This window comes from Anoxybacillus sp. FSL W8-0104 (assembly GCF_038004465.1).
GTDB classification, from domain to species: domain Bacteria; phylum Bacillota; class Bacilli; order Bacillales; family Anoxybacillaceae; genus Anoxybacillus; species Anoxybacillus flavithermus_G.
Window position 1 is genome coordinate 1,964,511 of the sequence record NZ_JBBOQU010000001.1, and the last position, 25,724, is coordinate 1,990,234.

General features: G+C 43.0%; 31 protein-coding genes and 1 other annotated feature. Of the genes, 2 read left to right on the forward strand and 29 right to left on the reverse strand.

Annotation, left to right across the window (positions count from 1 at the left end):
• Nucleotides 1-10 precede the first annotated feature (10 nt).
• Together nadC and nadB are read right to left on the reverse strand one after the other, a co-directional pair.
• The gene (nadC, locus tag NST18_RS10400; protein ID WP_192949068.1) at nt 11-841 is read right to left on the reverse strand and encodes a carboxylating nicotinate-nucleotide diphosphorylase; all 831 of its coding nucleotides are present in this window, start codon (nt 839-841) and stop codon (nt 11-13) included.
• Nucleotides 838-2,370, reverse strand: a complete 1,533-nt coding sequence (gene nadB, locus NST18_RS10405; protein WP_088223700.1) for an L-aspartate oxidase — start codon at nt 2,368-2,370, stop codon at nt 838-840. The genes nadC and nadB overlap by 4 nt, the downstream gene beginning before the upstream one ends.
• Before the next feature lie 96 nt (nt 2,371-2,466).
• Here nadB and NST18_RS10410 point away from each other — a divergent pair, with 96 nt between their 5' ends.
• Both NST18_RS10410 and NST18_RS10415 read left to right on the forward strand, forming a co-directional pair.
• Entirely contained in the window at nt 2,467-3,603 is a 1,137-nt protein-coding gene (locus tag NST18_RS10410) for an IscS subfamily cysteine desulfurase (protein ID WP_004889249.1), read from the forward strand.
• Nucleotides 3,600-4,133 carry a transcription repressor NadR gene (locus NST18_RS10415; protein WP_064214434.1) on the forward strand — a complete coding sequence of 178 codons (534 nt, stop codon included), beginning with the start codon at nt 3,600-3,602 and terminating at the stop codon, nt 4,131-4,133. The genes NST18_RS10410 and NST18_RS10415 overlap by 4 nt, the downstream gene beginning before the upstream one ends.
• Nucleotides 4,134-4,144: 11 nt before the next feature.
• On the opposite strand, the gene pheA is transcribed toward NST18_RS10415, so the two are convergent.
• From pheA to NST18_RS10550, 27 genes are all read right to left on the reverse strand, one after another.
• Nucleotides 4,145-5,008, reverse strand: a complete 864-nt coding sequence (pheA, locus tag NST18_RS10420; protein ID WP_064214435.1) for a prephenate dehydratase — start codon at nt 5,006-5,008, stop codon at nt 4,145-4,147.
• Between the two features lie 14 nt (nt 5,009-5,022).
• Nucleotides 5,023-5,463, reverse strand: coding sequence for an ACT domain-containing protein (locus tag NST18_RS10425; protein WP_004889247.1), 441 nt, complete (start codon nt 5,461-5,463; stop codon nt 5,023-5,025).
• Between the two features lie 22 nt (nt 5,464-5,485).
• Nucleotides 5,486-6,772 carry a GTPase ObgE gene (gene obgE / locus NST18_RS10430; RefSeq protein ID WP_004889246.1) on the reverse strand — a complete coding sequence of 429 codons (1,287 nt, stop codon included), beginning with the start codon at nt 6,770-6,772 and terminating at the stop codon, nt 5,486-5,488.
• 21 nt (nt 6,773-6,793) lie between these two features.
• The gene (locus tag NST18_RS10435; RefSeq protein WP_035018499.1) at nt 6,794-7,357 is read right to left on the reverse strand and encodes a Spo0B C-terminal domain-containing protein; all 564 of its coding nucleotides are present in this window, start codon (nt 7,355-7,357) and stop codon (nt 6,794-6,796) included.
• A 92-nt stretch (nt 7,358-7,449) separates the two neighbouring features.
• On the reverse strand, nt 7,450-7,740 hold the full coding sequence (gene rpmA / locus NST18_RS10440) for a 50S ribosomal protein L27 (protein WP_003396301.1): 291 nt from the start codon (nt 7,738-7,740) through the stop codon (nt 7,450-7,452).
• 13 nt (nt 7,741-7,753) lie between these two features.
• The gene (locus NST18_RS10445) at nt 7,754-8,089 is read right to left on the reverse strand and encodes a ribosomal-processing cysteine protease Prp (RefSeq protein ID WP_004889244.1); all 336 of its coding nucleotides are present in this window, start codon (nt 8,087-8,089) and stop codon (nt 7,754-7,756) included.
• A 10-nt stretch (nt 8,090-8,099) separates the two neighbouring features.
• Nucleotides 8,100-8,408: a 50S ribosomal protein L21 gene (gene rplU, locus NST18_RS10450; RefSeq protein ID WP_003396311.1), complete on the reverse strand. Its 309-nt coding sequence runs from the start codon at nt 8,406-8,408 to the stop codon at nt 8,100-8,102.
• A 14-nt stretch (nt 8,409-8,422) separates the two neighbouring features.
• Nucleotides 8,423-8,501: a sequence feature (ribosomal protein L21 leader region), on the reverse strand.
• Between the two features lie 44 nt (nt 8,502-8,545).
• The gene (locus tag NST18_RS10455; RefSeq protein ID WP_004889243.1) at nt 8,546-9,409 is read right to left on the reverse strand and encodes a M50 family metallopeptidase; all 864 of its coding nucleotides are present in this window, start codon (nt 9,407-9,409) and stop codon (nt 8,546-8,548) included.
• Nucleotides 9,402-10,133: a M23 family metallopeptidase gene (locus NST18_RS10460; RefSeq protein ID WP_088223699.1), complete on the reverse strand. Its 732-nt coding sequence runs from the start codon at nt 10,131-10,133 to the stop codon at nt 9,402-9,404. Before NST18_RS10460 ends, NST18_RS10455 begins: the two co-directional genes overlap by 8 nt.
• Before the next feature lie 87 nt (nt 10,134-10,220).
• A complete protein-coding gene (gene minD, locus NST18_RS10465) occupies nt 10,221-11,027 on the reverse strand; it encodes a septum site-determining protein MinD (RefSeq protein ID WP_004889241.1) in 807 nt (268 codons plus the stop codon).
• 2 nt (nt 11,028-11,029) lie between these two features.
• Complete coding sequence (gene minC, locus NST18_RS10470; RefSeq protein WP_035018497.1) at nt 11,030-11,722, reverse strand: septum site-determining protein MinC; 693 nt, start codon at nt 11,720-11,722, stop codon at nt 11,030-11,032.
• A gap of 36 nt (nt 11,723-11,758) precedes the next feature.
• Entirely contained in the window at nt 11,759-12,283 is a 525-nt protein-coding gene (gene mreD, locus NST18_RS10475; protein WP_004889239.1) for a rod shape-determining protein MreD, read from the reverse strand.
• Nucleotides 12,280-13,140, reverse strand: a complete 861-nt coding sequence (mreC, locus tag NST18_RS10480) for a rod shape-determining protein MreC (protein ID WP_004889238.1) — start codon at nt 13,138-13,140, stop codon at nt 12,280-12,282. Before mreC ends, mreD begins: the two co-directional genes overlap by 4 nt.
• A 19-nt stretch (nt 13,141-13,159) precedes the next feature.
• Complete coding sequence (locus tag NST18_RS10485) at nt 13,160-14,182, reverse strand: rod shape-determining protein (protein ID WP_003396333.1); 1,023 nt, start codon at nt 14,180-14,182, stop codon at nt 13,160-13,162.
• An 85-nt stretch (nt 14,183-14,267) separates the two neighbouring features.
• Nucleotides 14,268-14,942 carry a RadC family protein gene (radC, locus tag NST18_RS10490; RefSeq protein ID WP_003396335.1) on the reverse strand — a complete coding sequence of 225 codons (675 nt, stop codon included), beginning with the start codon at nt 14,940-14,942 and terminating at the stop codon, nt 14,268-14,270.
• Nucleotides 14,943-14,971: 29 nt separating this feature from the next.
• Entirely contained in the window at nt 14,972-15,541 is a 570-nt protein-coding gene (locus tag NST18_RS10495) for a Maf family protein (protein WP_340721413.1), read from the reverse strand.
• 116 nt (nt 15,542-15,657) lie between these two features.
• Complete coding sequence (locus NST18_RS10500; protein WP_064214438.1) at nt 15,658-16,434, reverse strand: SPOR domain-containing protein; 777 nt, start codon at nt 16,432-16,434, stop codon at nt 15,658-15,660.
• 106 nt (nt 16,435-16,540) lie between these two features.
• Nucleotides 16,541-16,990 carry a type IV pilin protein gene (locus NST18_RS10505; RefSeq protein WP_064220460.1) on the reverse strand — a complete coding sequence of 150 codons (450 nt, stop codon included), beginning with the start codon at nt 16,988-16,990 and terminating at the stop codon, nt 16,541-16,543.
• Between the two features lie 13 nt (nt 16,991-17,003).
• Nucleotides 17,004-17,630, reverse strand: a complete 627-nt coding sequence (pilO, locus tag NST18_RS10510; protein WP_004889232.1) for a type 4a pilus biogenesis protein PilO — start codon at nt 17,628-17,630, stop codon at nt 17,004-17,006.
• Nucleotides 17,627-18,208: a PilN domain-containing protein gene (locus NST18_RS10515; RefSeq protein ID WP_004889231.1), complete on the reverse strand. Its 582-nt coding sequence runs from the start codon at nt 18,206-18,208 to the stop codon at nt 17,627-17,629. The genes pilO and NST18_RS10515 overlap by 4 nt, the downstream gene beginning before the upstream one ends.
• On the reverse strand, nt 18,192-19,160 hold the full coding sequence (pilM, locus tag NST18_RS10520; protein WP_004889230.1) for a type IV pilus biogenesis protein PilM: 969 nt from the start codon (nt 19,158-19,160) through the stop codon (nt 18,192-18,194). The genes NST18_RS10515 and pilM overlap by 17 nt, the downstream gene beginning before the upstream one ends.
• 12 nt (nt 19,161-19,172) lie before the next feature.
• On the reverse strand, nt 19,173-19,922 hold the full coding sequence (locus NST18_RS10525) for a prepilin peptidase (protein ID WP_340721414.1): 750 nt from the start codon (nt 19,920-19,922) through the stop codon (nt 19,173-19,175).
• Between the two features lie 34 nt (nt 19,923-19,956).
• Nucleotides 19,957-20,433, reverse strand: a complete 477-nt coding sequence (locus NST18_RS10530) for a prepilin-type N-terminal cleavage/methylation domain-containing protein (protein ID WP_340721415.1) — start codon at nt 20,431-20,433, stop codon at nt 19,957-19,959.
• Nucleotides 20,434-20,518: 85 nt separating this feature from the next.
• Complete coding sequence (locus NST18_RS10535; protein ID WP_340721416.1) at nt 20,519-21,730, reverse strand: type II secretion system F family protein; 1,212 nt, start codon at nt 21,728-21,730, stop codon at nt 20,519-20,521.
• Between the two features lie 6 nt (nt 21,731-21,736).
• Entirely contained in the window at nt 21,737-22,771 is a 1,035-nt protein-coding gene (locus tag NST18_RS10540; protein ID WP_340721417.1) for a type IV pilus twitching motility protein PilT, read from the reverse strand.
• A 15-nt stretch (nt 22,772-22,786) separates the two neighbouring features.
• Nucleotides 22,787-24,448, reverse strand: coding sequence for a GspE/PulE family protein (locus NST18_RS10545; protein WP_340721418.1), 1,662 nt, complete (start codon nt 24,446-24,448; stop codon nt 22,787-22,789).
• Nucleotides 24,445-25,719 carry a VanW family protein gene (locus NST18_RS10550; RefSeq protein WP_340721419.1) on the reverse strand — a complete coding sequence of 425 codons (1,275 nt, stop codon included), beginning with the start codon at nt 25,717-25,719 and terminating at the stop codon, nt 24,445-24,447. Before NST18_RS10550 ends, NST18_RS10545 begins: the two co-directional genes overlap by 4 nt.
• Nucleotides 25,720-25,724: the final 5 nt, after the last annotated feature.

A 25,724-nucleotide genomic window follows, 5' to 3' on the forward strand; every position in this document is an offset into this window, starting at 1 on the left:
GTCATTCCTCCTACTGCACGTTTAAACTAATATCTAGCGCTTTCGCCGAATGCGTCAACATACCTAGCGAAATGTAGTCAACCCCTGTATCTCGATAATTAGAAATGTTTTCAAGTGTAATACCGCCTGACACCTCCGTGACGATAGATGATGGAACGAGTTGCACAAACTCGCGAATTTCATCAGGCGTGCGGTTATCGAACATAATGACATCCGCTCCCGCCTCGACTGCTTCGATCACTTGTTGCTTCGTTTCAGTCTCGACTTCAATTTTTACCATATGACCGAGCTTTGAACGGACGCGCTCAACCGCCTTTGCAATAGAACCGCAAAACGCAATATGATTATCTTTAATCATTACCCCATCGTATAAGCCGAAACGATGGTTGTACCCACCTCCGCACGTAACCGCATACTTTTCTAACATGCGAAGCCCTGGAGTCGTTTTCCGTGTATCACAAATGCGTGTATGATCGCTATTTAATGCGCGCACAGCCTCATTTGTCAATGTCGCAATGCCGCTCATTCGCTGAAGTAAATTTAAAATCACACGCTCCCCGGATAAAATAGGAACGATCGGACCAGAAACGACCGCAATCGTCTCCCCTTTTTTCACGCGTTCTCCATCTTGCTTATACAATTCACATGTAATGGCTTCGTGTAACAGCTTATATCCGATTTCGATGACACATACACCCGCGATAATTCCATCCTCTTTTGCGACAAATATAGCGCTTCCTGTATCTGTAGCTGAGAAAATCGTCTCGCTCGTGATATCGCGATCCCCAATATCCTCTAAGAAAAATTGTTTTAGTAGTTCAGTTAGCTTAACCTCATTCAACGAAATCCCTCCCTGATGAGATGCTCTGTTTTCGTGCGCACGATGCGCCGTTTTTCCCAATACTGTCGCTCAAACGGTTCATCGCTCCGATAATGAGCTCCTCGGCTTTCTCTTCTTTGTAAAGCGGAAGTTGTCACAAGCCAACCAACGATCAACATATTTACGATCGTCCGCTCCTCATCGTCGTACGGTGGCGCACAATGGATTAGTTCAAAAAGCGAATATTGTTCAAACCATTGTTTTGCTTCTAACAGTTGATCATAATTGCGCACAATGCCAACGCATTCGGTCATCGTTTGCTGAATTTGCTCTTTCGTTGGTAACGGGATACATACGTTTTCCCTAGTTTCTTCATATTTGTTTACGCCGGGAAGCTGCTCTTTTTTTTTCAAGATACTATGTGCTGCTCTCCGGCTGAAAACGAGCGCTTCAAGCAACGAATTGCTCGCTAAACGGTTTGCACCATGCACACCTGTACATGCCGCTTCTCCAACAGCATATAACCCCGGCAACGTCGTTTCACCGTCAACATTCACAACGATGCCGCCCATTAAAAAGTGAGCACCTGGCACAACAGGAATGAGACCGCTTCGCCAGTTTATTTGATAGCGCTCACAAAGGGAAGTGATCGTCGGAAAACGGGATGAAAAATGCGGAATCGCTGAAATATCTAAAAAAACGAGATGTCCATTTTTCATTTCACGATCGATCGCTCGCGATACGATGTCACGTGGCGCTAAATCTTTTTGCGGGTGCACCCCATCCATGACGTGTCGACCATCGTCTGTCACTAACGTCGCTCCTTCACCGCGTACCGCTTCGGAAATGAGACCAACTGCCTTTCCATCTACATAAAGCATCGTCGGATGAAATTGTACAAATTCCATATCAGCCACGGCAGCGCCGACCCGATACGCCATGGCAATTCCATCGCCTGTAGCCGTTTCCACATTCGACGTAAACGTATATAACTGTCCAATGCCGCCCGTTGCAACGATTGTCGCTTCGGCTACATACAGGCCGTTTTTTGTCCGCACGCCAACACAACGTCCGTCGTTTACGAGCAAATCAATGACCGGATCGTTTTCAATAAATAAAACACGACTCGAAAGCTTCTCAAATAAAAATTCCACCATCTTTTTTCCAGTCGCATCACCCCCGGCATGTAAAATGCGTCTCATGCGATGCGCGCCTTCACGCCCAAAAAGTAGTTCCCCACGCTCATCAACATCAAATGAAAAACCGAGATGCATAAACTGTTCAATCGCCTCTCGTCCTTCTTGAACTAAAATGCGTACCGCTTCATCATCGTTATGTTCACATCCCGTTGTAATCGTATCTTCATAATGAGATAACCAATGATCCGCAGGGTGAATGGCCGCAGCCACCCCTCCTTGAGCCAGCCAAGAGTTACTTACTTCTTTATTAGACTTCGTGAAAACAATCACATTTTTATGCTCACATAAATGATAGGCAACCATTAACGCCGCGAGGCCGCTACCAACAATAATCACATCTGCTTTATGCATGATGCTCCTCCATTTCATACTGTCTTGACACCTATATTGACATATATTTAAACTGATGACAAGACTTTTATTTTGGGAAGTGGTAAGGTGACTGTGATGATTTATCTCGACTACGCTGCAACGACGCCAATGAGCGAAGAAGCTTTAGCAGTTTATGTAGAAAGTGCAAAAACATATTTCGGAAATGCAAGTAGTTTACATGACGTCGGAACAGCTGCCAATGAGTTGCTTACTATTTGCCGAAAACAAATAGCTCAGCTCATTGGCGGTGAGGAAAAAGGAATATACTTTACAAGCGGAGGAACAGAAGCGAACGTCCTCGCTATTCGTTCGCTTGCTTATGCCCAGCGCCATAAAGGAAAGCACATTGTTACATCAAGCATCGAACATGCTTCCGTTCATGCTGTGTGCGCACAGCTTGAACGAGAAGGATTTTCTATTACGTACGTTCCCGTCGATCGCTACGGACAAGTTAACGTCGAAGCACTAGAACAAGCATTGACGGACGACACCATTCTCGTCTCTATTCAACATGCCAATTCTGAAATTGGTACGATTCAACCATTAAAACAAATTGGCGAATTATTAAAGAAAAAACAAATTGTCTTTCATAGCGATTGTGTACAAACTTTTGGTAAAATACCGATAGATGTGAAACAGCTACACGTTGACAGCATATCGATCGCTAGCCATAAAATTTATGGTCCAAAAGGGGTCGGCGCTGTTTACATCCATCCGCGCGTTCCTTGGTATATGTCATTACCGAACACGACGCATGAAGGAGGTTTTCGACCTGGGACGGTAAACGTACCTGGCATCGCTTCGTTTACAACAGCCGCAATGGAAGCCGAGAAAAAGAGGGAAGTCACTCAACAAAAAATGAGCGAGTTGCGTCGTTATTTTGTCGAACAAATAAATGAAAAGCAGTTGACAATTACCGTCTTTGAACATCCGACGGATCAACTACCACAAATCATCGGCTGTCTCGTTCACGGCTTTGAGGGGCAATACGTTATGTTACACTGCAATCGCCACGGCATTGCTATTTCTACCGGAAGCGCATGCCAAGTCGGAAAGCAAGCGCCGTCTAAAACGATGATCGCCATCGGTAAGGAAGCGGATGAAGCGAAACAATTCATTCGTCTTTCATTTGGTGCGCATACAACAAAAAGCGACGTAGAAACGGTTGTTTCCGTACTTGAACAGCTTCAAAAAGAAAGGATGTCAACATGAAAAAAGAGAGAAAACTGCTAGGGGAAGAACGACGAGCACTTATTTTACAGTGGTTGAAAGAAACAAAACGACCGATGACAGGAACAGAATTGGCAAACAAAACAAATGTGAGCCGCCAAGTCATTGTTCAAGATATTTCGCTGTTAAAAGCAAAAAACGAACCTATTATCGCAACAAGCCAAGGATACTTATATTTGTCTCCCTCTTCTGCCCATACGTATACGCGCATCATCGCTTGTTGTCACACACCAGAACAAACGAAAGATGAACTATATACGATCGTCGACCATGGTGTCACCGTAAAAGACGTAAAAATTGAGCATCCTGTATACGGAGACTTAACAGCGTCCATTATGGTTAGCAATCGGTTAGAAGTCGACGAATTTATTCAAAAGATTAACGAGACGAAATCTGCCTACTTATCTCAACTGACAGGTGGAGTTCATTTGCATACGCTTGAAGCAGATCGTGTAGAAAAGCTCGATGAAGCATGTACAGCTTTAAAACAAGCAGGATTTTTAATCGAATAAAAAACATCCCTTTACACGAGGGATGTTTTTTTTACGGTATAATATGGATAGCTGCCTAATAGTTGCACCGTACAGCCGAGCGCTTCTAGCTCCGCAATCGCTCCCGGAATTAAAACGTCATCCATTTTTTGATCGATATCAATAATGAAAAAGTAGTTCCCTAAGCCTGTTTTTGCAGGACGAGATTCGATTTTCGTCAAATTTAGTTTCCGCCATGCAAACGCTGATAGCACTTGATGAAGCGCTCCTGCTTGATCTTTTGGCAACATGACCATTAATGTCGTTTTAAACCCGTCCTCTTTCTCTCCCACAGGCAATGTGCAACGCTCACGATGTAAAACGATAAAGCGTGTATGGTTGTAGTCATAATCATGAATGTTTTCTTTCGCAATCGCTAAACCGTATTGTTTTGCCGCGAGTCGATTGCCAATCGCTGCAATATTTTCTTTCGGATGTTCGCTGACATATTTAGCTGCTGCACTTGTTGAAGTGACGTATTCGTACGTGGCATGCTTTAAATGGCGATGTAAAAATTTATGGCATTGTGCAATCGCATGTGAATGGGAATAAATACATTTAATGTGCTTCCAATCGTCCAAATGAGACGGATGAACGAGCAAATGTTGCTCGATCGGTGCAATAATTTCCCCAACGATCGGCAAATTGCATTCATGAATTAAATAGTCAATCGTTAAATTGACAGAACCTTCAAGTGCGTTTTCAAGCGGCACGACAGCAAACGGTACGTCACCGTCACGCACCGCATCCATACATTGTGGAATCGTATGATATGGAACGCTCTCCATATGGGGAAACACAGCTTCAACAGCTGCATGCGTAAACGTCCCCATTGGCCCTAAATATCCGATTTTCACATTTCCTCTCCTCTCTACGCCCCTGAACCGAGAATCTCGACTTTTTCAACAAAAGGCAACTGTTTTAATTGGGAAAGTAGTTCATCAATCGTCATCGTCATCTCGCTCGTGCTAATCGATAACGTAACGTTCGCACGCCCTTGAAGCGGAATCGTCTGGTGAATCGTAAGGACGTTGCAATTGGCTGCTGCAACAACACTTAATAGCTTCGAAAGGGTGCCTGAGCGGTCTTCCAAATGGAAAAAAAGCGTGATGATTTTTTCGCGCACCATCGTATGAAATGGAAAAACGGCGTCGCGATATTTGTAAAAAACGCTTCGGCTAACATCGACAAGTTGCACAGCATCAGCGACAGAATCTACTTTTTTACGTTCAATTAATTCTTTTGCGGCCAGCACTTTTTTCATCGCCTCAGGCAACACATCTTCACGTACTAAGTAAAACTTTTTATCCACCGCACAAGCGCCCCCTTTCGCATTAATCAACAAATTCAAATTCGTAATTCAACAGCTTGACAATATCTCCATCTTTTGCTCCGCGAGCGCGCAACGCATCGTCGACTCCAAGTGAACGCAATTGCCGCGCAAATCGACGTACTGATTCTTCGCGTGAAAAATCGGTCATTTTAAACAGTTTTTCAATCTTTTCTCCGGATAAAATAAACGTCCCATCATCATCACGCGTAATATGAAACGGAACTTCTTCTTTTTCAAGCTTGTAAACGACGCGATGAATCGCTTCTTCCTCTTGCGGATAGAGAGGAAATTCCGGCGTCGTTTCAAGCAGGTCGGCAATCGCAAATAACAGTTCACGAATCCCTTGGCGCGTGACTGCTGAAATAGGGAAAATCGGAACGTCTTCGTTTAGTTTTTCTTTAAACTGGCGCAAATGTTCTTCAGCATTCGGCATATCCATTTTGTTCGCAACAATAATTTGCGGCCGCTCCGTTAATCGTAAATTATACTGCTTTAGCTCTTCGTTAATAACTAAATAGTCTTCATACGGATCCCGTCCTTCGATGGCAGCCATATCAATGACGTGCACAATGACGCGCGTTCGTTCAATATGACGTAAAAACTGGTGGCCAAGCCCAACACCTTGATGAGCTCCCTCAATAAGACCTGGCAAGTCAGCCATGACGAAACTGCGGCCATCTTCCGTTTCAACAACACCTAAGTTCGGAACGATTGTCGTAAAATGATAATCGGCAATTTTCGGCTTTGCAGCTGAAACGACAGATAACAATGTCGATTTACCAACGCTCGGGAACCCGACAAGCCCTACATCAGCAAGCAGTTTTAATTCTAACGTCACGTATCGTTCTTGTCCCGGCTCACCGTTTTCAGCAATTTCTGGCGCAGGATTCGATGCGGTTGCAAAGCGAGTATTCCCCCGTCCACCGCGACCGCCTTTTGCTACGACAAATCGTTGTCCATGTTCTGTTAAATCAGCAATGACCTCTTTCGTTTCATCATCAATGACAACCGTTCCCGGTGGCACTTTTACAATTAAATCTTCGGCATTTTTCCCGTGTTGATTTTTCGACATGCCATGCTCGCCACGTGGCGCTTTAAAATGGCGTTGATAGCGAAAATCCATTAACGTACGTAACCCTTCATCAACAACAAATACGACGTCGCCGCCTTTTCCACCGTCCCCTCCAGCTGGGCCACCTTTGGGAACGTATTTTTCGCGCCGAAACGCGACCATTCCGTTTCCGCCGTCGCCACCTTTCACATATATTTTCACTTGATCAACAAACATCGCCTTTCTCCTCCGATCTGTTCATCTTTCATTTAAAAAGATGTGAAAAGATGAAATAGTTGCACATAGCGTTAGTTCATGTTCTTGAATGACATATTCATAAAGCGAGAGCGCCTCATATTGACTATGTTTTTGAATCCATGCTTTCACCGCCTCAAATTTGTGAAGCATACCGCGATAATCAAAAAAGAGGCGCACATCTTTCTTCGTTAAATCAATCGTAATCGTTACATAGTTTTCAACATGTGGAGAAGAACATTCCTCAAGCATATGTAAAAATGTTTGACACCATGTAACAAGCATATGATCATACGCATGTAGCGAGCGTGGCTCTCCTAACACTTCATACTCTAGTTGAATATGGCGAGCTTGCCAATGGTACGTCATCAATAATTCAGCGAACCGTTCCGCTTGTAAATTCGTTAGCTTCGCTTCATGTTCTGCCTCAATGATAATTTGTTGAATAATCTCATTGACGCGATCCATCCGTTGCAACGATAAATTCCCTTTAATGAGCTGAACTTTATTGAGCCAGTCGTGCCTGGAATGACGCAACGCTTCTACAATTGTCCACCGCTTCTCCATCATTCATTCTCCCATAAACATTTTGAGTATAATTATAACATACGCCAACAAAAAGAAAACCCTAACCAAGTCGGTTAGAGTTTTCCACTTCTTTATGCTTCTTTCACGACAGGATAAACACTCACTTTTTTACGATCGCGACCCATGCGCTCGAAACGAACGATGCCATCAACTTTCGCATAAAGTGTGTCATCGCCACCGCGGCCTACGTTCAATCCTGGGTAAATTTTTGTTCCGCGTTGACGGTAAAGAATAGAACCGCCTGTAACGAATTGACCGTCTGCACGCTTCGCGCCAAGACGTTTTGCGATCGAATCACGACCGTTCTTTGTTGAACCTACCCCTTTTTTCGATGCGAAAAACTGAAGATCTAAACGCAACATGTCGTGTCACCTCCTACAACGTTTTCGTCGTTATGTTGACGTATTTTCCGTAATCACGCTCAATCGTTTGGAGCGACACGATCATTCCTTCAAGAAGAAGTTGCACGTCGGCTAACACTTTCGCATCTTCAATTGTCGGAAGTTCACAATGAAGATAGCCGTCCTTTCCTTGTTGAATGATCGGTTTCACATTCGTCAAGGCAATGATTGCATTGACCGCACCAAACGAGATAGCGGATACACCAGCACATACAATGTCTTGCCCACGCTTCGCAAACTGAGCGTGTCCGCTAATGGTAAAGGAACGGATCGTTCCTTCTGCCGTTCGATTAATCGTTATACGAATCATCGCTCATGCCTTACGCGTTAATTTTTTCGATGACAACTTTTGTGTATGGTTGGCGATGACCTTGTTTACGACGATAGTTTTTCTTTGGCTTATATTTGAAAACGATGATCTTCTTTTGACGACCATGTTTTTCAACTTTCGCCGTTACTGTTGCACCAGCGACTGTAGGGTTGCCAACTTTTACGTTTTCGCCACCTACAAATAACACTTTGTCAAATGTTACTGTTTCGCCTTCTGCTGCATCGATTTTCTCGATGTAAATGGCTTGACCTTCTTGTACTTTAATTTGTTTTCCACCAGTTTCAATAATCGCGTACATATTTGCACCTCCTAAATTAGACTCAGACTCGCCAGCTGCGAGGCGGTTCAAGCGAACGCTTAAATAGCCTTAGCTGAGCGGTTGTAGCACGGGTGCTACACAACATAGAAGATGATAGCATAAAAAGAAAACTATTGTCAATACGTATAAAGTAAATGGCCGATCGGTTCATTCGTTCGTTTTTCATGAAAATATGCATACAGCAATTCGTTTTCATCGAGCTCCATTTCCATTTGATTTTTCTTTACAATAATCGCATGTTTTTTCCCTCGATGAAATAGAAGAAGGACGCGAAATAAAGGATCATTTGCATCCACGACAAGACGTTTTAACGCTCGATATTCTATTCGTTTTCCATAGTAACGTTCAAGCAAAAAACGGATCCATACATACGTTCGTTGCTTCCATTCAAACCAAATGGCATGTGCTAAAAAACAAACAATGATCCATAAATTGATTTGCATCGGCGCCATCGTCAATAAACAGATAAAACATACGCTTAAAAAAAAGATCGACGCATAAAGCGCTTGTTCATGCGCCCTTCGAAACGATGTACGCATTGTACGGTAAAGGAACAATAACTTTCCTCCATCGAGCGGCCAAATCGGTAATAAATTGATGAGTAAAATGGATAAATTATACTCAAGCAATTGCTTGTACCACTCATCTGATAAAATATTCACATAATGAGCAATGTACGCAATAAAAAAAATAACAATATGCTGAAATGGACCTGCGATTGTAACGATAAATTCTTCATGGAACGGGCGGTTCCCGTGCTCATCCATTTCAGCCACCCCCCCAAATGGCAAAAGCAGGATGCGTTTCACACGCCACGAAAAAAGATGTGCCGCGACAACATGCCCAAGCTCATGCCAAAGCACAATCCAAAATAGTAAGAGGAGCGTTTGAAATTGCGCAGTCATAATCGCAATGAGCGCAATGAACCAAAGCATCGGATGGATGTGAATGTTCATAAACGTAGAGAGCCATTTATTCAAAGGAAATCACCTGAACCGGGTCAATAAAACGATCCCCTTGTTTAATAGCAAAATAAAATACACCTTTCTGATTATTCGCTCCCGCCTTCCCTACTTCTTTTCCCGCTTCAATAAAATCATATAACTTTACAGAAATAGCTGATAATTTTCCATACCACGTTTCACTTCCGTCTGCATGTTGAATAATGACCGTTTTTCCATACGGTTCTTTCACACCGGCGAACACGACAATCCCTTCTTCGACTGCTTTAATGGCTTGATTAGTTTCAATAACAACGCCTTGTCCATTATGTTCGAATGTTTCTACAACACGTGCTGAAGCAGGGAAGGCATACGCTGAAGCGGTTGTCTCTTGTTGTTTTTTTGTTTGAAAAAATGCAAGCGGCTTTCCGAATGTGTTTTCATACCATTGCGCAACGGTCGCAAATTGAAAATCTTTTTCCATCACTTGTTTGACGAATGTGCGTGCCCCTTCTATTTTCGGAGAATCATATTGAAACAAAATGGCAACGCTAAAAAATAACATCGCCGCCAAAAAACTTTTCAATAAAAATATATCTTTACGAAACACCGGCGGCTCCCGATCGCCATCATACGTCACAACAGTCGGATTCCCGTATTTTTCATCCTCGCCCCAATTCGTCAACATCGTTTGAACGTAACGTTCACGCTCCTTTTTTCGCTTGGCGATTCGTTTTCGAATATGTTCAATTCGATCGCTCACACTCCCACCCCTCTCGTCCTATTTGTATTATATGTATGGGGGAGGTCGGGAACATATGAATGAAAAAAGCACCTCCAATCGGAAGTGCTAACGAGCGCTAAACAGTTTTTTAATTTTCGAGAAAAAGCCTTTTTGTTCTTCATCATCAAGCGACATAAGCGGAACCGATTCACCGAGAAGGCGACGGGCGATGTTGCGATACGCCAGGGACGCTTTACTATTCGGATCGAGAACGATCGGCTCGCCATTGTTTGATGCTTTAATCACATGTTCGTCATCAACGATAATGCCGAGTAAATCAATCGATAAGTGCATGACAATTTCATCAATATCTAACATATCATGATTTTTCAACATATGGCTGCGAATGCGGTTAATAATTAAACGTGGTCGTCTCATATGCTCTTCTTTTTCAAGCAAACCGATAATTCGGTCGGCATCGCGAACCGCTGAAATATCTGGCGTCGTCACAACGATCGCTTCATCCGCTCCTGCGACAGCATTTTTATATCCTTGTTCAATACCTGCTGGGCAATCAATTAAAATATAATCGTAATCTTGTCTTAAATCGTCAATGAGCTGTTTCATTTGTTTCGGCGTCACAGCAGACTTGTCGCTCGTTTGAGCAGCTGGCAATAAATAAAGGCGATCCTCAAACCGTTTATCTTTGACGAGCGCTTTTTGAATCGTGCAACGTCCTTCAACAACGTCGACAAGATCATAGATGATACGATTTTCTAACCCCATGATGACATCGAGATTGCGTAGCCCGATATCGGTATCAACGAGACAGACGCGCTTTCCTAGCAAGGCGAGCGCCGTGCCGAGATTGGCTGTCGTTGTTGTTTTGCCAACGCCGCCTTTACCAGAAGTAATAACAATCGCTTCTCCCACTGTCAAATGCTCCTTTCTAATCGGGTTAAATTCGGTCGTAAATGCATCAATAGTTGCAGGCGATCGACAACAATTTGATCGTGTTCATCAATATAGGCGCACTCCATTTCATTTCCTTCATCAGCACGATAGTCTGGTGCTCGATTCATCACATCACTAATGCGCAACTGTGTCGGCTTCATAACTGACGCAGCAATAATCGCTTGACGATTGCCATCATATCCCGCATGAGCAATGCCGCGTAACGCCCCTAATACAAAAATGTTTCCTGTGGCAATAACAGTTCCGCCAGGATTCACATCACCTATTAACAGTAAATCTCCATCGACATGTAGCACTTGCCCAGAACGAATAATTTTCGCAACAGATACAATTTCATTTTTCTTCTTCCATTCTAACGCCTCTTGTTTCGTCATTACGTTGCTTACAATCGAGTGGACGATTAAGTTTTTTTTCATTCGAATGACATCGCGCAATCGTTCTTCTTGCTCACGCGTCAAATATCTGTTGCCAACATGTACATGCACCGAAACAAGCGGACCTTCTTCGTCGCGAGTTGTTGTCGTCAACAATTCGTCCACTTGCTTTAACAATTCGTCATAGGCGCACGTATCGTCGAGATACAACATCAGTCCTTCTTTCGTTCCTTTCATCGACACATATGCTCTTTTCTCCTTGCCAGCCACGACTTTCACCTCAATGAATAGTTCTCCGCGTTTTTTTGTATTCCTTCACACTCGCGACGATTCGTCCTGTTTCTTATGCCACTTTAACAACGTTTGTTTTAACGGATAAGCGATCACTAAAATGACAATTGTATGAATAAACAGCGTTGGCAAAAAACGTGCTTGTAAAAACGTTTGGACAGACATGGTTGTTCCACCGATAACAAGTTGGATGGCGTATGCGTACCATTCGACACATGCAATCGCCACAATGGCAAAAAAAGAAGCCGTCCATGCATTTTTATGAAAAACGTTCATCGCCTTTGCAATTAAATAAGCGATGAGCGAAAAGGCAAAGGCATAAGCACCTAACAGTTCCGTATATGCTACATCGTATAATAGACCGAAGATGAATCCGTACGTCATTCCTTCTGTTTGTCCAATAAAAATCGTAATAAACACGATAAAAACGAGTAACATACGCGGAACAAGCAAATAAACATCAAATAGCGGGTAGGAAAGCAATTGGACAATGATGCTTTCAAATAAAAACACAACGGTCACAAGAGAAGAAAGAAAGAAGCGATTCATTGCTCTTCCTCCTCTTGCACCATATCAATTTTTCTTTTCACAATAATGACATCTTCAATATCATAAAAATTCGCTGCTGGCTTGATGTAGGCAATTTGTGTAAGCCCGTACTCATCTGCAACGATCTCTTCAATCTCTCCGATAAATAATCCTTTTGGGAAAATCCCACCAAGTCCTGATGTAAACACACGCTGTCCCTTCTCTACTTTCGCATCATACGGAATGCGCTTAAGCAACAATGCTTCCCGCTCTTCATCATACCCCTCAATTAAGCCGAATACGTTTTCATCCCCTTGAATGAACGCTGAAATGCGATTTTGCCGATCTTTTGCGCTTAGCAGTTGCACCGTGGCGCTAAATGGCGATACGCTCCGCACTTTTCCGATTAGTCCTTGTGGTGTAATAACCGCCATATTTTTTTCCACACCGTGCTGTGATCCTTTATTGACAATTAACGTCTCTTCCCAACGATCTGGGTTGCGCCCAATGACTGTCGCCTGAATAGCAACGAAGTCACGTAAACTTTCTTTTTTATTCAAAAGCTCACGCAAACGTTCGTTTTCTTTTTTTAGCAACTCCACTTCTGATTGCAAAAGAACGTATTGTTCTAAATGCTCTTTTAAACGTTTGTTTTCCTCATATGTATGGCGCAAATCACTCACATTTTCAAAGAAGCCCGCAACAAACTGTGCGGGCTTGTGCACGATCGATTGCATAAAAACAACAGTGTCTTTCACAAACTTTTCCATCCAGCTTAATTCGTTTCGCTCTTTCAATGAAAAACCGATCAAGGCGACGAGAAGCATGATACTGACAAGCAATATGATGAGCCGTTTATTTAAGAAAAACTTCGGCATAAAAACACCTTCTTATGCATTAGCGATGGTCTCGCGCTTTATTTTTAAATAAATGAATATGATCAAGCGCTTTTCCTGTACCAATCGCAACGCAGTCGAGCGGATTTTCAGCAATAATGACCGGCATGTTCGTTTCTTGGCTAATGACTTTATCTAAGTTCCGTAACAACGCTCCTCCACCTGTTAACACGATTCCGCGATCCATAATATCGGCTGCAAGTTCTGGTGGCGTTTTTTCAAGCGTATTTTTTACGGAATCAACAATAGCATATACTGTATCACGCAATGCTTCTGCAATTTCTTCCGCATGAATTTCAATCGTTTTTGGCAACCCTGTTAATAAATCTCGACCGCGAATTTCCATGCTTCCGATTCCTTCCGGATTGCCTGCTGAGCCAATTTCGACTTTAATCGCTTCCGCTGTGCGCTCCCCGATCATTAAATTGTACGTCTTGCGAATATACTGGATAATTGCCTCATCCATTTCATCGCCAGCGACACGGATGGATTGACTCGTTACAATGCCACCTAAAGAAATGACAGCGACTTCCGTTGTGCCACCCCCAATATCGACGACCATGCTTCCTGTCGGCTCCCATACAGGTAAGTTCGCACCGATTGCCGCGGCAAACGGTTCTTCAATTGTGTAAGCATCGCGAGCCCCAGCTTGTCTCGTCGCATCAATCACGGCACGCTCTTCTACTGCGGTGATCCCCGATGGAACGCAAACCATAACATATGGCTTTCCAGCAAACAATCCGCTGTTTTTCGTTGCTTGCTTAATGTAATACTTCATCATAATGGCTGTCGTTTCATAATCGGCAATAACTCCATCTTTCATCGGACGAAGCGCAACTACGTTTCCTGGCGTGCGCCCGATCATTTGTTTTGCTTCATTACCGACCGCAACAATTTGCTTCGTATCTTTTTGTAGCGCAACGACAGAAGGCTCGCGCAACACAATTCCTTTTCCTTTCACATAAACAAGCGTATTCGCCGTACCTAAATCTATTCCGAGATCTTTTGATCCAATGCCAAACATGTTCGTATCTTCCTTTCTGAAACAAAATGCTTTCAAAAACTCATGACAATTTATTATAACGCAATTGTGATAAAAAGAGAATGATTTACACATATCCTTTTTCTTTTAAGCTAACATACGTTTTATCACCAATGATTAAATGGTCGAGTAGCTCAATACCGACGAGACGACCACATTCCACGAGCCTGCGCGTCACTTCAATATCTTCCCGGCTCGGTGTTGGATCTCCTGACGGATGATTATGAATGCAAATAATCGATGCTGCCGAACGTTTTATCGCCTCTTTATATACTTCGCGCGGATGAACAATCGACGCATTTAAACTGCCAATAAATACCGTCTTTTTATGCATCACTTGATTTTTCGTATTTAAATATAACACAACGAAATGTTCTTGACTTAAAAAACGCATATCTTCCATGACGTATCGCGCACCATCTTCTGGGGAGCGAATGACGTAACGATCGTCATATTGCATTTGGTGTACACGCCGACCGAGTTCAAGCGCTGCAATAATTTGAATAGCTTTTGTTTTTCCAATTCCTTTAATGCTTGTCATTTCTTCGATAGTCGCATCTTTTAGCTGACGAAGTCCTTCGAAATGGGTGAGTAAATGTTGTGCAAGTGTGAGAACAGAATATTGCTTTGTCCCCGTGCGAAGCAATATCGCTAACAGTTCTTGATTTGATAAGCTTTGCGGTCCTTCAGAAAGCAAGCGTTCACGCGGACGGTCATCGGGCGGAACATGACGAATAAGCATACGTTCCCCCCCTCTATTTTAACCGTTTTTTAACGAAATGGGTAAAATCCGAATTTTTTTAATTCGCGGGCAAGCCTAGCGATCGGCAAGCCAACAACGGAAAAATAATCCCCATTCACTTTTTGAACGAAAAGTGCCCCGCGGTGTTGAATGCCATATGCCCCCGCTTTATCAAGCGGCTCTTTCGTCGTAATATACGCCCAAATGTCTTCATCTGTGAGCGGCCAAAATGTGACATCCGTCTTCTCAGCAAATGTGACGCATTCTTTTTTCGTGCAAATCGCTACACCTGTCCATACTTCATGCGTCGTCCCTGATAAACGTTTTAACATGCGAAAGGCGTCTTGTTCGCTCGCTGGCTTTCCAAGCACATCTCCCTCGCATACAACGATCGTATCAGCACCGATGACACACGCATCGCTTGCTTGTTGCCATACCGCATACGCTTTTTTATACGCGAGCTGCTGCACAATTTCACTTGGGGATAGGTCGTCATCGAATGATTCATCGACATCGCTAACGAGGATGTCAAACGGAAGTCCAAGCATACGAAGAAGTTGTTTTCGACGAGGAGAACTAGAAGCTAACACAAGTTGCATCGTCATCACCTTTCTGTCATGAGCGTTTGTTTCAAGGAAGATACACTTGTATCGTACCAAATTTATACACAATATACAACAGTTCGACAAAGAAAAAAAAAGAAGCAAATCGCTTCTTATTGTAAAACGTGTAATATATGTTGTTGAGCTTTCCATAATTGCTTTTGGTCATTTGATTGACGAAAAGTAAAAAGCGCTTCATATGCTTTTTTCACTTGCTCATTGTGAGGTGAATACGATTGTAGCTGTTTCCATTGTTCATTTTGAAGTTGCTGTCCATTTAATAATCGACTAATAGCGGACACGGCCATCACAAAAGGTTCACTTTCTTTTTCGTCGATGGATACATTCCATGCTTTCACATATGTGTCAATGCCGAGCGATTCGTATAAACTTGCGATTTGCTTTGCCTCCTCTTTTGTCAATGCCATACCTAAAAATACATAAACAGGCTGTTTTCCAATCATGACACTCGGACGTTGTTGTGCCTTTATTTTTTGTACATATACATTCGCTGCTTTTTCATCTTGAAACACTCCACCTTGAATGACAAAAACCGTTTCCGTTCGTTGCGCAATCGGGGCTTCTTCTTTTTGTTCTTGTTGCAACGTCGCTGGCGATGCTGTCTTCTCTGCTGTCGGAATAATTGTTAACACAAGGAAGCCAAAGCTTGTCCCAAGAACGACTGCTAAAGCAATCGCGAACAGAAAGGAGCGCCAAGGTGATCGTTTTGTTTTATATTGTTTATCCCATTCAATGAAATCATGTTGTTCTTCGCTTTGTTCCTCATTTTGCTCACTTGACCATTGCGGTAACGCGCTCATCGCAGTCGTGTACGGTTGTTCTTTGCCATTCACTTTAATAATAATCGCTTTTTTCGCTGGCTTGTCCATCTTTTTCCCCTCCCGCTGTCATTCTTCGCCCATCGTAACACAAAAAAAGAAAAAAAAAACGAGACATTTGTCGTCTCGTTGCGGAAGGTTTTCGTCAAATTTCGCACTACTTGTCTTGTCGATCTTGAATGTCACGTACCGACAATTGATCGACAGGCACGCCGTTTTCTTCACAAATTTGCTTCGTTTCCCCTTTTAAACAAACAGCATATGTGATCGTACCGTCGCTTTGTTTTGTCACAATGACGTACGAATCACCGCTCGGTTGCAACCGTTTCGATGTGTATGGGTCAATGATCGGTTCAAACACCCCATCATCGACTAATTGTTTGTACGTCAATGTTTCGCTTTGATTCGGCGTTAAAAACTCTACCTTTTGTGCGCCGACATGAAGACGCGCCGCTTCATAAAGCGAATACGCGGTCGCAACAAACGCTTGATCGCGCGACTTTTTTATTACCTCAATGACAGAAATGGTCGCAATCATCATTAAAATACTCAAAATCACAACGACAGCTAACAGTTCGATTAACGTCATTCCCCGCTCATCTTGCATCCGACCGACCCCTTTATTGTTCCGTTAGTGAAGGGAATGGATTTCGCTTTTCACTCGGTTGTGGTAAGTCAAGCGGTGGCAATTGCTCAATCCATTGACGCAATTCTGGTGCGTAAAACGTTGAAACCGTAAGGGAATAAGAAAGCTCTGGCACTTCATCCATCACTGTCGTCCATTCTTCATATCCGGTAAACGATAATGAATCAACAGAAACAATGCGCTTCGATCGCTCTAGTACGTCGATGAATTGTTCGAGCGCAAAGTACGAAGGAGAACGAACAGACATGCTGACCGTCAATTTTTGAATAGGTGTTGGAGCTCCTTCGATTTGTTCGCCCTCTTGAAATGAAAGCGACAGCACGATGCTATTTGATACCGCTTCCGCTTTTTCAATTTCTAATAAAAATTGTTCAACGAACGGTTGTACGGGAATGCGTTTTTGCAGTTCGACGATGCTGACGCGCAACTCATCTGGCGTTTGTTTACTTTGCAACGCTTGCAGCAACTTTTTTTCCGTTTGTAATTCCGTTTTTAATTGCTCTTGCCGATCATCGAGCGGTTTGTACACATATATATAAAGCGCAAATGACAGCACGATAAGCAACAAAAGAGAGAGGATAATCATTAAAGCCTTTCTCATGTTTCCCCTCCTTGTTGCTGTTTTTTCCATTCCTCCATATTTAACTGAAGCGAAAATTGTCCGATGTATCGCGGCATTGTTCCTTCTTCTTCCGCCTTTCCTTCTACCGCTGTTAAACTCGTTAGTTTTACGTCAGCAATAAACGAGGCTTCTTTTAACGCTTGTAAATAAGCAGCGCTTTCACGTGTTGTATCAAATTGGGCCGTTAGTTGAATGGCACCATCACGGGCGTACGAAATGCTCATTAAAAAGCCGCGCTCTGGCAATCGCTCAATCAATTCATGTAAAAGCGCGACCGTATGAACAGGATATTGTTCCGCCCATTGAATCGCTTCTTGTAACTGTGCGCCGACGGAAGCATTCGAGGCTGTTTTTTGTTTTTCTTCTTCCGCGATACGAAGCGCTTTCGTTTGATCGAGTTCCGTTTTTAATTGCGATATTTGCTGTTCCATGTGTTGAATAACGAAATAAAACGTTGTCGCGCCAACGATCAATAAAACAGCTACCACAATCGATATCATTGGGATGATTTGAGATTTCCGTTCACGTTTTGGCAATAAGTTAATTTCTACTAGCATGTGCATTACCCTCTTTTAATCCGAGTCCGATTGGTAAGTAGTAAGCAGGGTCAATCGCAAGCGGCAACGTTAACATTTCTACAACAACATCAAGCCGCTCTTGTAACAAATGGGAAAACGTATGAATGAGTGGATGATCGCCGGTTATAACGATGCGCGTAATTTGCGCTTCGCCCTTTTGCAATGAAAAACGATAAAAGTTCATGACACGCTCGAGCTCTTTATATACGTCTTCAAGCTGCCACTCCGGCTCACCTTCTTTTAACCATTTCCATCCTTCATTCGTTTTTTCCCAATATATCCATTGTGAATCAAAGGCAAGCTGTCGTGTAAACATCGGACGGTGCTGATGAAAGACACTGACGTTTAACGATGATAAATCAAATTGAACGAATAAAAAGTGATCGACGTCGTTCGCTAAATCAAACGTGTAAAATAAGCGATATAAACTAAGCGGAGAAATATCGGCCACAATCGGTTTTAATTTCACCGCTTCAAACAGTTCTGCATATTGCATCACGTTTGCTTCTGGAGCTGCAAATAATAAAACGTGGAGCGCTTCTTTCGTTTTTTCAAGCACCGCATAATCAAATACCGCATCTTCAAACGGAAGTGGAATGGTCGCGCCAATTTCCATAAATAAATAACTGCGTATATCTTCGACGTCCACGTTTTTTGGCAACGATATTTTTCGAATGACGACGAGCGGATCAGGAACGAGAAAACGAACGCGGCGATGTTTTATTTTCCATTCGTCCACGCATTGTTCTAACACTTCAGTAAGCTGTTCTTCATTAACAATTTTCCCATCGCGCACAATCCCTTCTGGAAGCGGCCATTCCTCGCACGTATGCAAGACGAGCGGTTGCTTTTGTTTCAGTTCAACGTAGCGAATAACATGATCTTTTATAACGATATTGCCTACTTTATTTTTCATCGAAAAAAACCGCATAGTTTGTTCTCCTTACATCATAACCTTAACATACGCATCGATGATCGTTTCACCAAAAAAATAAGCGACAAGTGTACCAACGACAATGGCTGGTCCAAACGGCATCGGTTCACCACGCTTCACACGCCCCATCGCCATGCCGACAAGCCCGAATATTGTCCCGACGAGCGTCGATAAAAAGAACGCTAAAATCGTCAGTTTGACCCCAAGCGCCAAACCGATCACGGCAAACAGTTTAATATCTCCACCGCCCATGCCACCTTTACTTATGAGCGCGATAATAAATAACATCAAAAATCCAACGATGCTGCCTAACAAACTATCCCACCACGGAGTAAGCGGCGCAAACCATAGACGCTCAATAAGAAGAAGCGGGGCGAAAAATAATAAAACACGGTTTGGAATAATCATATAATGCACATCAGAAACGAAAATAATAACGAATAAAGAAATGAGCGTCCAACTAACGACGATTTCCGCCGACCAACCGACAAAAAGTGGGGCAAGCGCAAACAATATCGCCGTGGACAGCTCAACGAATGGGTAAACAAAGGAAATGTGCGCTAAACATGCGCGACATTTCCCTTTTTGTAACACATACGAAACGACCGGAATTAATTCAAACGCCGTCAACGTTCGCTTACAAGACGGACAATGCGAACGCGGCGCAACAATCGACTCCCCTCTCGGCACCCTTAACCCAACAACGTTATAAAATGAGCCAAGAAAAAGACCGAGGAGGAAAGAAATAAAGAACAACATATGCGATCACTCTTCATTGTACCTAAATCATAATTTATGGCTTTGTTGACTTGGCTGGGTTATTAACTACCTTACTGCGTGCTAGGTCTCCCTCAGCAACCGGATCTCCAGTAGAAGAATCTTGGACACCACGCTCATCATTAATTAGTTTAACACTATAAGATAACTTGTTATTATTATTAGTTATCTTAACAAATGATCCTTCTTTATTATAAGTCCCATTATCAGGGTCTTTCATTGTCTCTAAGTACCCATCATTCTCGAGCTGTTTCAGCGTAATGTTTTTGCTTTGGCCACTACTAGGTATTAAGCTCTTATCCGCCGTTACAGCAATTTTCGCCGCGTTAATCATTTGCTGGGCGTTTGCTACGTGCGCATCTTTTTTCGAATTGTCAATTAATCCCCCGATGCTCGGAATTGCAATAGCTGCAATAATCCCTAAAATAACGATAACCGCCAACAACTCAATTAACGTTAAACCTTTTTCATTGCGAATCAATTTCTTTAACATAATTCCACTCCTTTGCAATTTTTATAATCTCTCTTATCATTTTACAACATTAACAATCTAGTTGAAAAGTACTATTTTATTGTTTTTATTGTTGAATGTGATTAAATATATCAAACATCGGGACTAAAATGGATGTGACGATTGTCCCGACAACGCCGGCAAGCAAGACGATCATAAGCGGTTCAATAAGCGATTTTAACCGATCGGTAGCCGCTTCGACTTCCGCTTCATAAAAGTCGGCAACTTTCGCAAGCATCGCATCAAGTGAACCCGTTTGCTCTCCGATCGCAATCATTTGTGTTACAAGAGGGGGGAACGCCCAATGTCGTTTCATCGGTTCCGTTAACGATTCTCCGCGCTCAAGCGCATCACGAGATGTGCGAATGACACGAGCAACAACTTCATTTTCAACGACTGCTTCAACGATCGTAAGCGCCTGTAAAATCGGTACCGCGCTTGAAAATAACGAGCTTAACGTGCGCGTCATGCGGGCAAGCACCGCCTTTTGCATCATTCCACCGAAAATCGGCATGCGCAACACGATGACATCGATATAATATTTCGTCTTTTTTTGCCTTCTCAGCAGCATCAGTACCCCATACGTGCTAAGCAACAAAAGAAGAACGCCCCACCAATACGTTTGCATCACTTCACTTGCACGTAATACAAACTTCGTAATGCTCGGCAAATCCGCACCAAAATCTGCAAACATTGAAACGAATGTTGGAACGACACCGACGAGTAAAAAGATGACAACAATCACAGCAATAATGCCGACAACAATCGGATACGCTAGAGCGGAAACAATTTTTTGCCGCGTGCGGTGCACTTTTTCAAAATGATCAGCTAATCGCTCTAGCGTTTCATCGATACTTCCGCTCGCCTCTCCTGCTCGAATCATATTAATGACGAGCGGAGGGAAAATTTTTGAATCGTTCATCATCGCTACAGATAACGGTTGTCCGTTTCTTAGTTGCTCTTCGATGCGCAACAACGATTTTTTTAGCGCTTTACTTTCCGTTTGTTCCGCTAAAATGCGCGTAGCATCTACAATCGTCACTCCCGCTTTTAAAAGCGTCGCAAATTGGCGCAAGTAAATAACGAAATGTTGTAGTTTGACGGGGTTACCGAATGTAATTTCTTTCGTTAATAACGTTTGTGGCACTTCGCGTACGTCGATCACTTTTAGCCGTTGCTCACGCAGCTTCATGATGACATCTCGCCGCGATGGAGCGACGATCGTCCCTTTTTTTACTCGTCCGCGCATATCACGCGCTTCATAGCGAAATTGCGCCATTTGTCATCATCCTTCCTGCAAGTACGGCTCAACCGTTTCTCTTGCAATCAGTCCTTGTTGGACAAGCTCTTTAATGTTCGCCTCAAGTGTATGCATGCCAAGCGCGCGATTCGTCTGCATAACGCTCGGAATTTGATGAATTTTCCCGTTGCGAATTAAATTGGCGACTGCTGCATTGTTTATTAAAATTTCCGTCGCGGCAATCCGCCCGTTGTTTTGGGCGCGCGGAAATAATCTTTGCGAAATAATTGAAACTAAAACTGTCGCCAACTGAATGCGAATTTGTGCCTGTTGTTCTGGTTGAAATACATCAATAATTCGGTCAATCGTTGCTGGTGCGCTTGACGTATGAAGCGTTCCGAATACAAGATGCCCCGTTTCAGCAGCAGTCACTGCCGTTTGAATCGTTTCTAAATCGCGCATTTCCCCGACTAAAATGACATCAGGGTCTTGGCGAAGAGCAGCGCGCAACCCGTTTGCAAAGCTGCTCGTATCCGTTCCGACTTCGCGCTGATCAATGATGCAGCTGTCATGCTTATGCACATATTCAATCGGATCTTCAAGCGTAATAATATGTTTGCGCATCGTCTTGTTCATATAATCGATCATCGCGGCTAACGTCGTCGATTTTCCGCTCCCTGTCGGCCCCGTGACGAGAATGAGCCCTTGTGGTTTCGCCACCATCTTTTTTAATACGTCCGGCAATTGCAGTTCATCAAGCGTTGGAATTTTCGTCGGTACGATACGAATGGCTAACGATATACATCCACGTTGTTTAAATACGTTCACACGAAAACGTGAAACGCCTGAAAGACTATATGACAAATCTAATTCGCCGTCTGTTTCAAAGCGCGTCCACATATGCTCTGGAACGATCGCTTTTGCCATTTGTTCTGTATCGGTTGGCGACAATACATCTTGCCCATATCGTTTCAAATCTCCGTTAATGCGAAAAATCGGAGGAATACCGACCGTTAAATGAATATCAGATGCTTTTAATTCAAATGCAGCACGCAACATCGCATCTACTTTTTGTTTCATGCTCATCACCTTACCTTATACAATGCTTACACGCAACACTTCTTCTGTTGTCGTCAGCCCTTGTTTCACTTTTAACAATCCGTCATCAATTAAAAAAATCATTTTATTTTTTATCGCTATTTCACGCAATTTCGAAAGCGGTTCGCCATTTAAAATGACCTTTCTCATTTCATCAGACATGACCATTAATTCATGCAGGACAATACGCCCTTTATATCCGGTCATATTGCACATTGGGCAGCCACGACCGCGCATCACTTTTTCAATTTTCAAACCACGGCGAGCAAAAATGTCCACCTCCCGCTTCGTCGGTTCATGTTCCTCTTGGCAATCTCGACAAACGCGGCGCACGAGACGTTGCGACACAACACCAGATAGCGATGTTGCAACTAAAAACGGTTCAACGCCCATATCAATTAAACGCGCGACCGTGCTTAATGCGTCATTCGTATGCAGCGTGCTTAACACTAGATGTCCTGTTAACGACGCACGAATAGCTATTTCCGCCGTTTCCCGGTCGCGAATTTCCCCTACCATAATAATGTTCGGGTCTTGACGTAAAATGGAGCGCAGCCCTTCCGCAAATGTCATCCCGACATTTGGATTGACTTGAATTTGGTTGACTCCTTCAAGCTGATACTCAACTGGATCTTCAATTGTAATAATGTTCACATGTTCTCCGTTTAAACGGTTTAACGCGGCATAAAGTGTCGACGATTTTCCCGAACCAGTCGGTCCTGTAATTAACACGATGCCTGTCGGCTGTTCAATGAGTTGAATAAACCGTTGTAAATTAACTTTATTAAAACCGAGCTTATTTAAATCATTTAACGCTGCCCCTAAATCGAGGACGCGCATAACGATTTTTTCGCCATAGATGGTCGGCAATGTTGATACACGCAAATCGACAGGATGAAAATCAATATTCATTTTTATGCGCCCATCTTGTGGGACACGATGTTCCGTAATATCCATATTCGCTAAAATTTTAATGCGCGCCGTTAACATTCCTTGCATATGTTTTGGCAACGCCCGCTCCGTGCGTAAAATTCCGTCAATGCGATAACGAATAACGACTTTCGTCTCTTGCGGGTCAATATGAATATCGCTCGCTCGCTGTTCAACAGCCATTTGTAATATTTGATTGACAAGCTTTACGATCGGCGAATCATCTTCGACAATGTTCTCTTGTTCACGCGGCTCTTGTTGAGGAACGATGTTTAAAAACTCTTCAACCGTGTCGTCAATATCATAATACTTATTAATGGCTCGTAAAATATCGTCCTTTGAGGCAATGGCCACTTCGATATGAAAACCTGTCGACAGGCGCAAATCATCGATCGCAAAAAAATCCATCGGATCTGCCATCGCAACAAATAAACGATCTCCTTCTTGCTTTAAAGGAATAAGCATATTTCGTTTCGCAAATTCTTTCGGCACAAGGTTCATTAATTTCGGATCAATTGGATAACGATATAAGCTGACATGTGGAATACCGAGCTGAAACTCTAATACTTCAATTAATTGTTGTTCTGTAATATAGCCACGTTGCAACAACGCATCGCCTAATTTTTGCCCAGGGGCTTTTTCTTTTAACGTTTCTTCAAGCTGTTCTTTCGTAATGAGCCCTGCTTCAATTAACAAATCACCTAATCGTTTTCGTTCTTGCTTTTTCATGAGGTCTCATCCTCATTTCCTTTGATTTGCTCGTTTTCATTTCCCCATATGTCTTCTTGCTCTGTTAGTTCTGTTGAAGGCGTTTCGTTTGGTGTTGATGATTCATTGGGTGCTGGTGATTCATTTGGTGATTCATTTGGTGTCTCACTTGTCCCGGACCGTAATCCACGCACTTCCACACGATGAATCGGCGGGTAAAAATCTTCCGAAACGAGCACTGTTTCAACTAATGTGCGGTTTCGATCGTACACTTCTTTATATAAGCGAATAAGCATTCCTTTTTTTTCTTCTTCTTTTACCCGCTTTTCGTTCGGCTTCAGCAATGCACTATATTGCACAATCGTTTTCGGATCATAATATTCAATTGGATCTGTTTTTACTGCATATTGGTAAATAAACGGAATGCCCACTAAGGCAACTTTCATTTGTCCATCTTCCGCTCTTACTTCGATCGTATACGATTGATCATTCGGGTTAAAAAATATAAAGTCTTTTTTATTTTGTTCAACAGCCGCTTCAAACCCTGCTTTCACTCCGTTTTGCAATACGGCGCTCGTATGCCGTTCAACAATTTCAAAATTTGTCGGTATTATCGCTTCATATAGTGCAGATGCAAATAACGTCATCGCTTCTTTAGATATACTTAAACCTTGTTTTTTGAAAAAGTCCAAAACAGAAAATATTTGCTTTGGCTCAATTGTCATTGCTGTTTGTGATATTGCACGAAGCTCTTCATGCAATGGAATCGTGGCTTGCGATAAAACCGTTTCTTGTTGCATATCTTCCCGAACGTATTGCTGAAGCGATAGTTGAGCAGATGTAAGGGAAGCAGCCTCATGTTCTAACTGAGCTTTTACTTTTTCAACATCCATCCAATCGCTTAATGCGTCGATGGAAGTGATCGCCTGTTGTAACGCTTCATGATCAACAGAAACGAGGAGAGGGGTGCGCTTTCCGCTTACCGCCTGTTTCATGCTCTCCTTGATATGAAATGTAAACGCATTCGTTGGCAGCGTCGCTTCTTTTCCTTCTAGCACGAGCGTCATCGTTGCTGATTGCTTCCACTCGTTCACTTTTTCGTTCACTTGTTTATACGCCTCATCAGCCGAACGATTCGATACATCGATCGGACCAATCATCGTCCCTTCAGCAAATTTGTCCCCGCCAGCAAACGACTCGTACGCCCACGTCGCCACTTTTGTAGTTGTCAGTAAATATGAAACGGTCAAAAGCAACGTAAAAAACAACTTTAGCGAAACGTTTTGGCGCATGACAT

Coding starts and splice junctions, on each gene's coding strand:
- NST18_RS10515 (WP_004889231.1), bottom strand. CDS start 18,208: ATGCTAGTAGAAATTAACTTATTGCCAAAACGTGAACGGAAATCTCAA.
- NST18_RS10505 (WP_064220460.1), bottom strand. CDS start 16,990: ATGCAAGATGAGCGGGGAATGACGTTAATCGAACTGTTAGCTGTCGTT.
- NST18_RS10530 (WP_340721415.1), bottom strand. CDS start 20,433: ATGTTAAAGAAATTGATTCGCAATGAAAAAGGTTTAACGTTAATTGAG.
- pilO (WP_004889232.1), bottom strand. CDS start 17,630: ATGAGAAAGGCTTTAATGATTATCCTCTCTCTTTTGTTGCTTATCGTG.
- NST18_RS10445 (WP_004889244.1), bottom strand. CDS start 8,089: ATGATTCGTATAACGATTAATCGAACGGCAGAAGGAACGATCCGTTCC.
- NST18_RS10500 (WP_064214438.1), bottom strand. CDS start 16,434: ATGGACAAGCCAGCGAAAAAAGCGATTATTATTAAAGTGAATGGCAAA.
- NST18_RS10550 (WP_340721419.1), bottom strand. CDS start 25,719: ATGCGCCAAAACGTTTCGCTAAAGTTGTTTTTTACGTTGCTTTTGACC.
- NST18_RS10410 (WP_004889249.1), top strand. CDS start 2,467: ATGATTTATCTCGACTACGCTGCAACGACGCCAATGAGCGAAGAAGCT.
- NST18_RS10540 (WP_340721417.1), bottom strand. CDS start 22,771: ATGAAACAAAAAGTAGATGCGATGTTGCGTGCTGCATTTGAATTAAAA.
- NST18_RS10435 (WP_035018499.1), bottom strand. CDS start 7,357: ATGGAGAAGCGGTGGACAATTGTAGAAGCGTTGCGTCATTCCAGGCAC.
- pilM (WP_004889230.1), bottom strand. CDS start 19,160: ATGCGGTTTTTTTCGATGAAAAATAAAGTAGGCAATATCGTTATAAAA.
- NST18_RS10525 (WP_340721414.1), bottom strand. CDS start 19,922: ATGTTGTTCTTTATTTCTTTCCTCCTCGGTCTTTTTCTTGGCTCATTT.
- obgE (WP_004889246.1), bottom strand. CDS start 6,772: ATGTTTGTTGATCAAGTGAAAATATATGTGAAAGGTGGCGACGGCGGA.
- mreC (WP_004889238.1), bottom strand. CDS start 13,140: ATGCCGAAGTTTTTCTTAAATAAACGGCTCATCATATTGCTTGTCAGT.
- NST18_RS10415 (WP_064214434.1), top strand. CDS start 3,600: ATGAAAAAAGAGAGAAAACTGCTAGGGGAAGAACGACGAGCACTTATT.
- NST18_RS10545 (WP_340721418.1), bottom strand. CDS start 24,448: ATGAAAAAGCAAGAACGAAAACGATTAGGTGATTTGTTAATTGAAGCA.
- NST18_RS10495 (WP_340721413.1), bottom strand. CDS start 15,541: ATGCAACTTGTGTTAGCTTCTAGTTCTCCTCGTCGAAAACAACTTCTT.
- mreD (WP_004889239.1), bottom strand. CDS start 12,283: ATGAATCGCTTCTTTCTTTCTTCTCTTGTGACCGTTGTGTTTTTATTT.
- nadB (WP_088223700.1), bottom strand. CDS start 2,370: ATGCATAAAGCAGATGTGATTATTGTTGGTAGCGGCCTCGCGGCGTTA.
- NST18_RS10535 (WP_340721416.1), bottom strand. CDS start 21,730: ATGGCGCAATTTCGCTATGAAGCGCGTGATATGCGCGGACGAGTAAAA.
- NST18_RS10485 (WP_003396333.1), bottom strand. CDS start 14,182: ATGTTTGGCATTGGATCAAAAGATCTCGGAATAGATTTAGGTACGGCG.
- rpmA (WP_003396301.1), bottom strand. CDS start 7,740: ATGTTGCGTTTAGATCTTCAGTTTTTCGCATCGAAAAAAGGGGTAGGT.
- radC (WP_003396335.1), bottom strand. CDS start 14,942: ATGCTTATTCGTCATGTTCCGCCCGATGACCGTCCGCGTGAACGCTTG.
- rplU (WP_003396311.1), bottom strand. CDS start 8,408: ATGTACGCGATTATTGAAACTGGTGGAAAACAAATTAAAGTACAAGAA.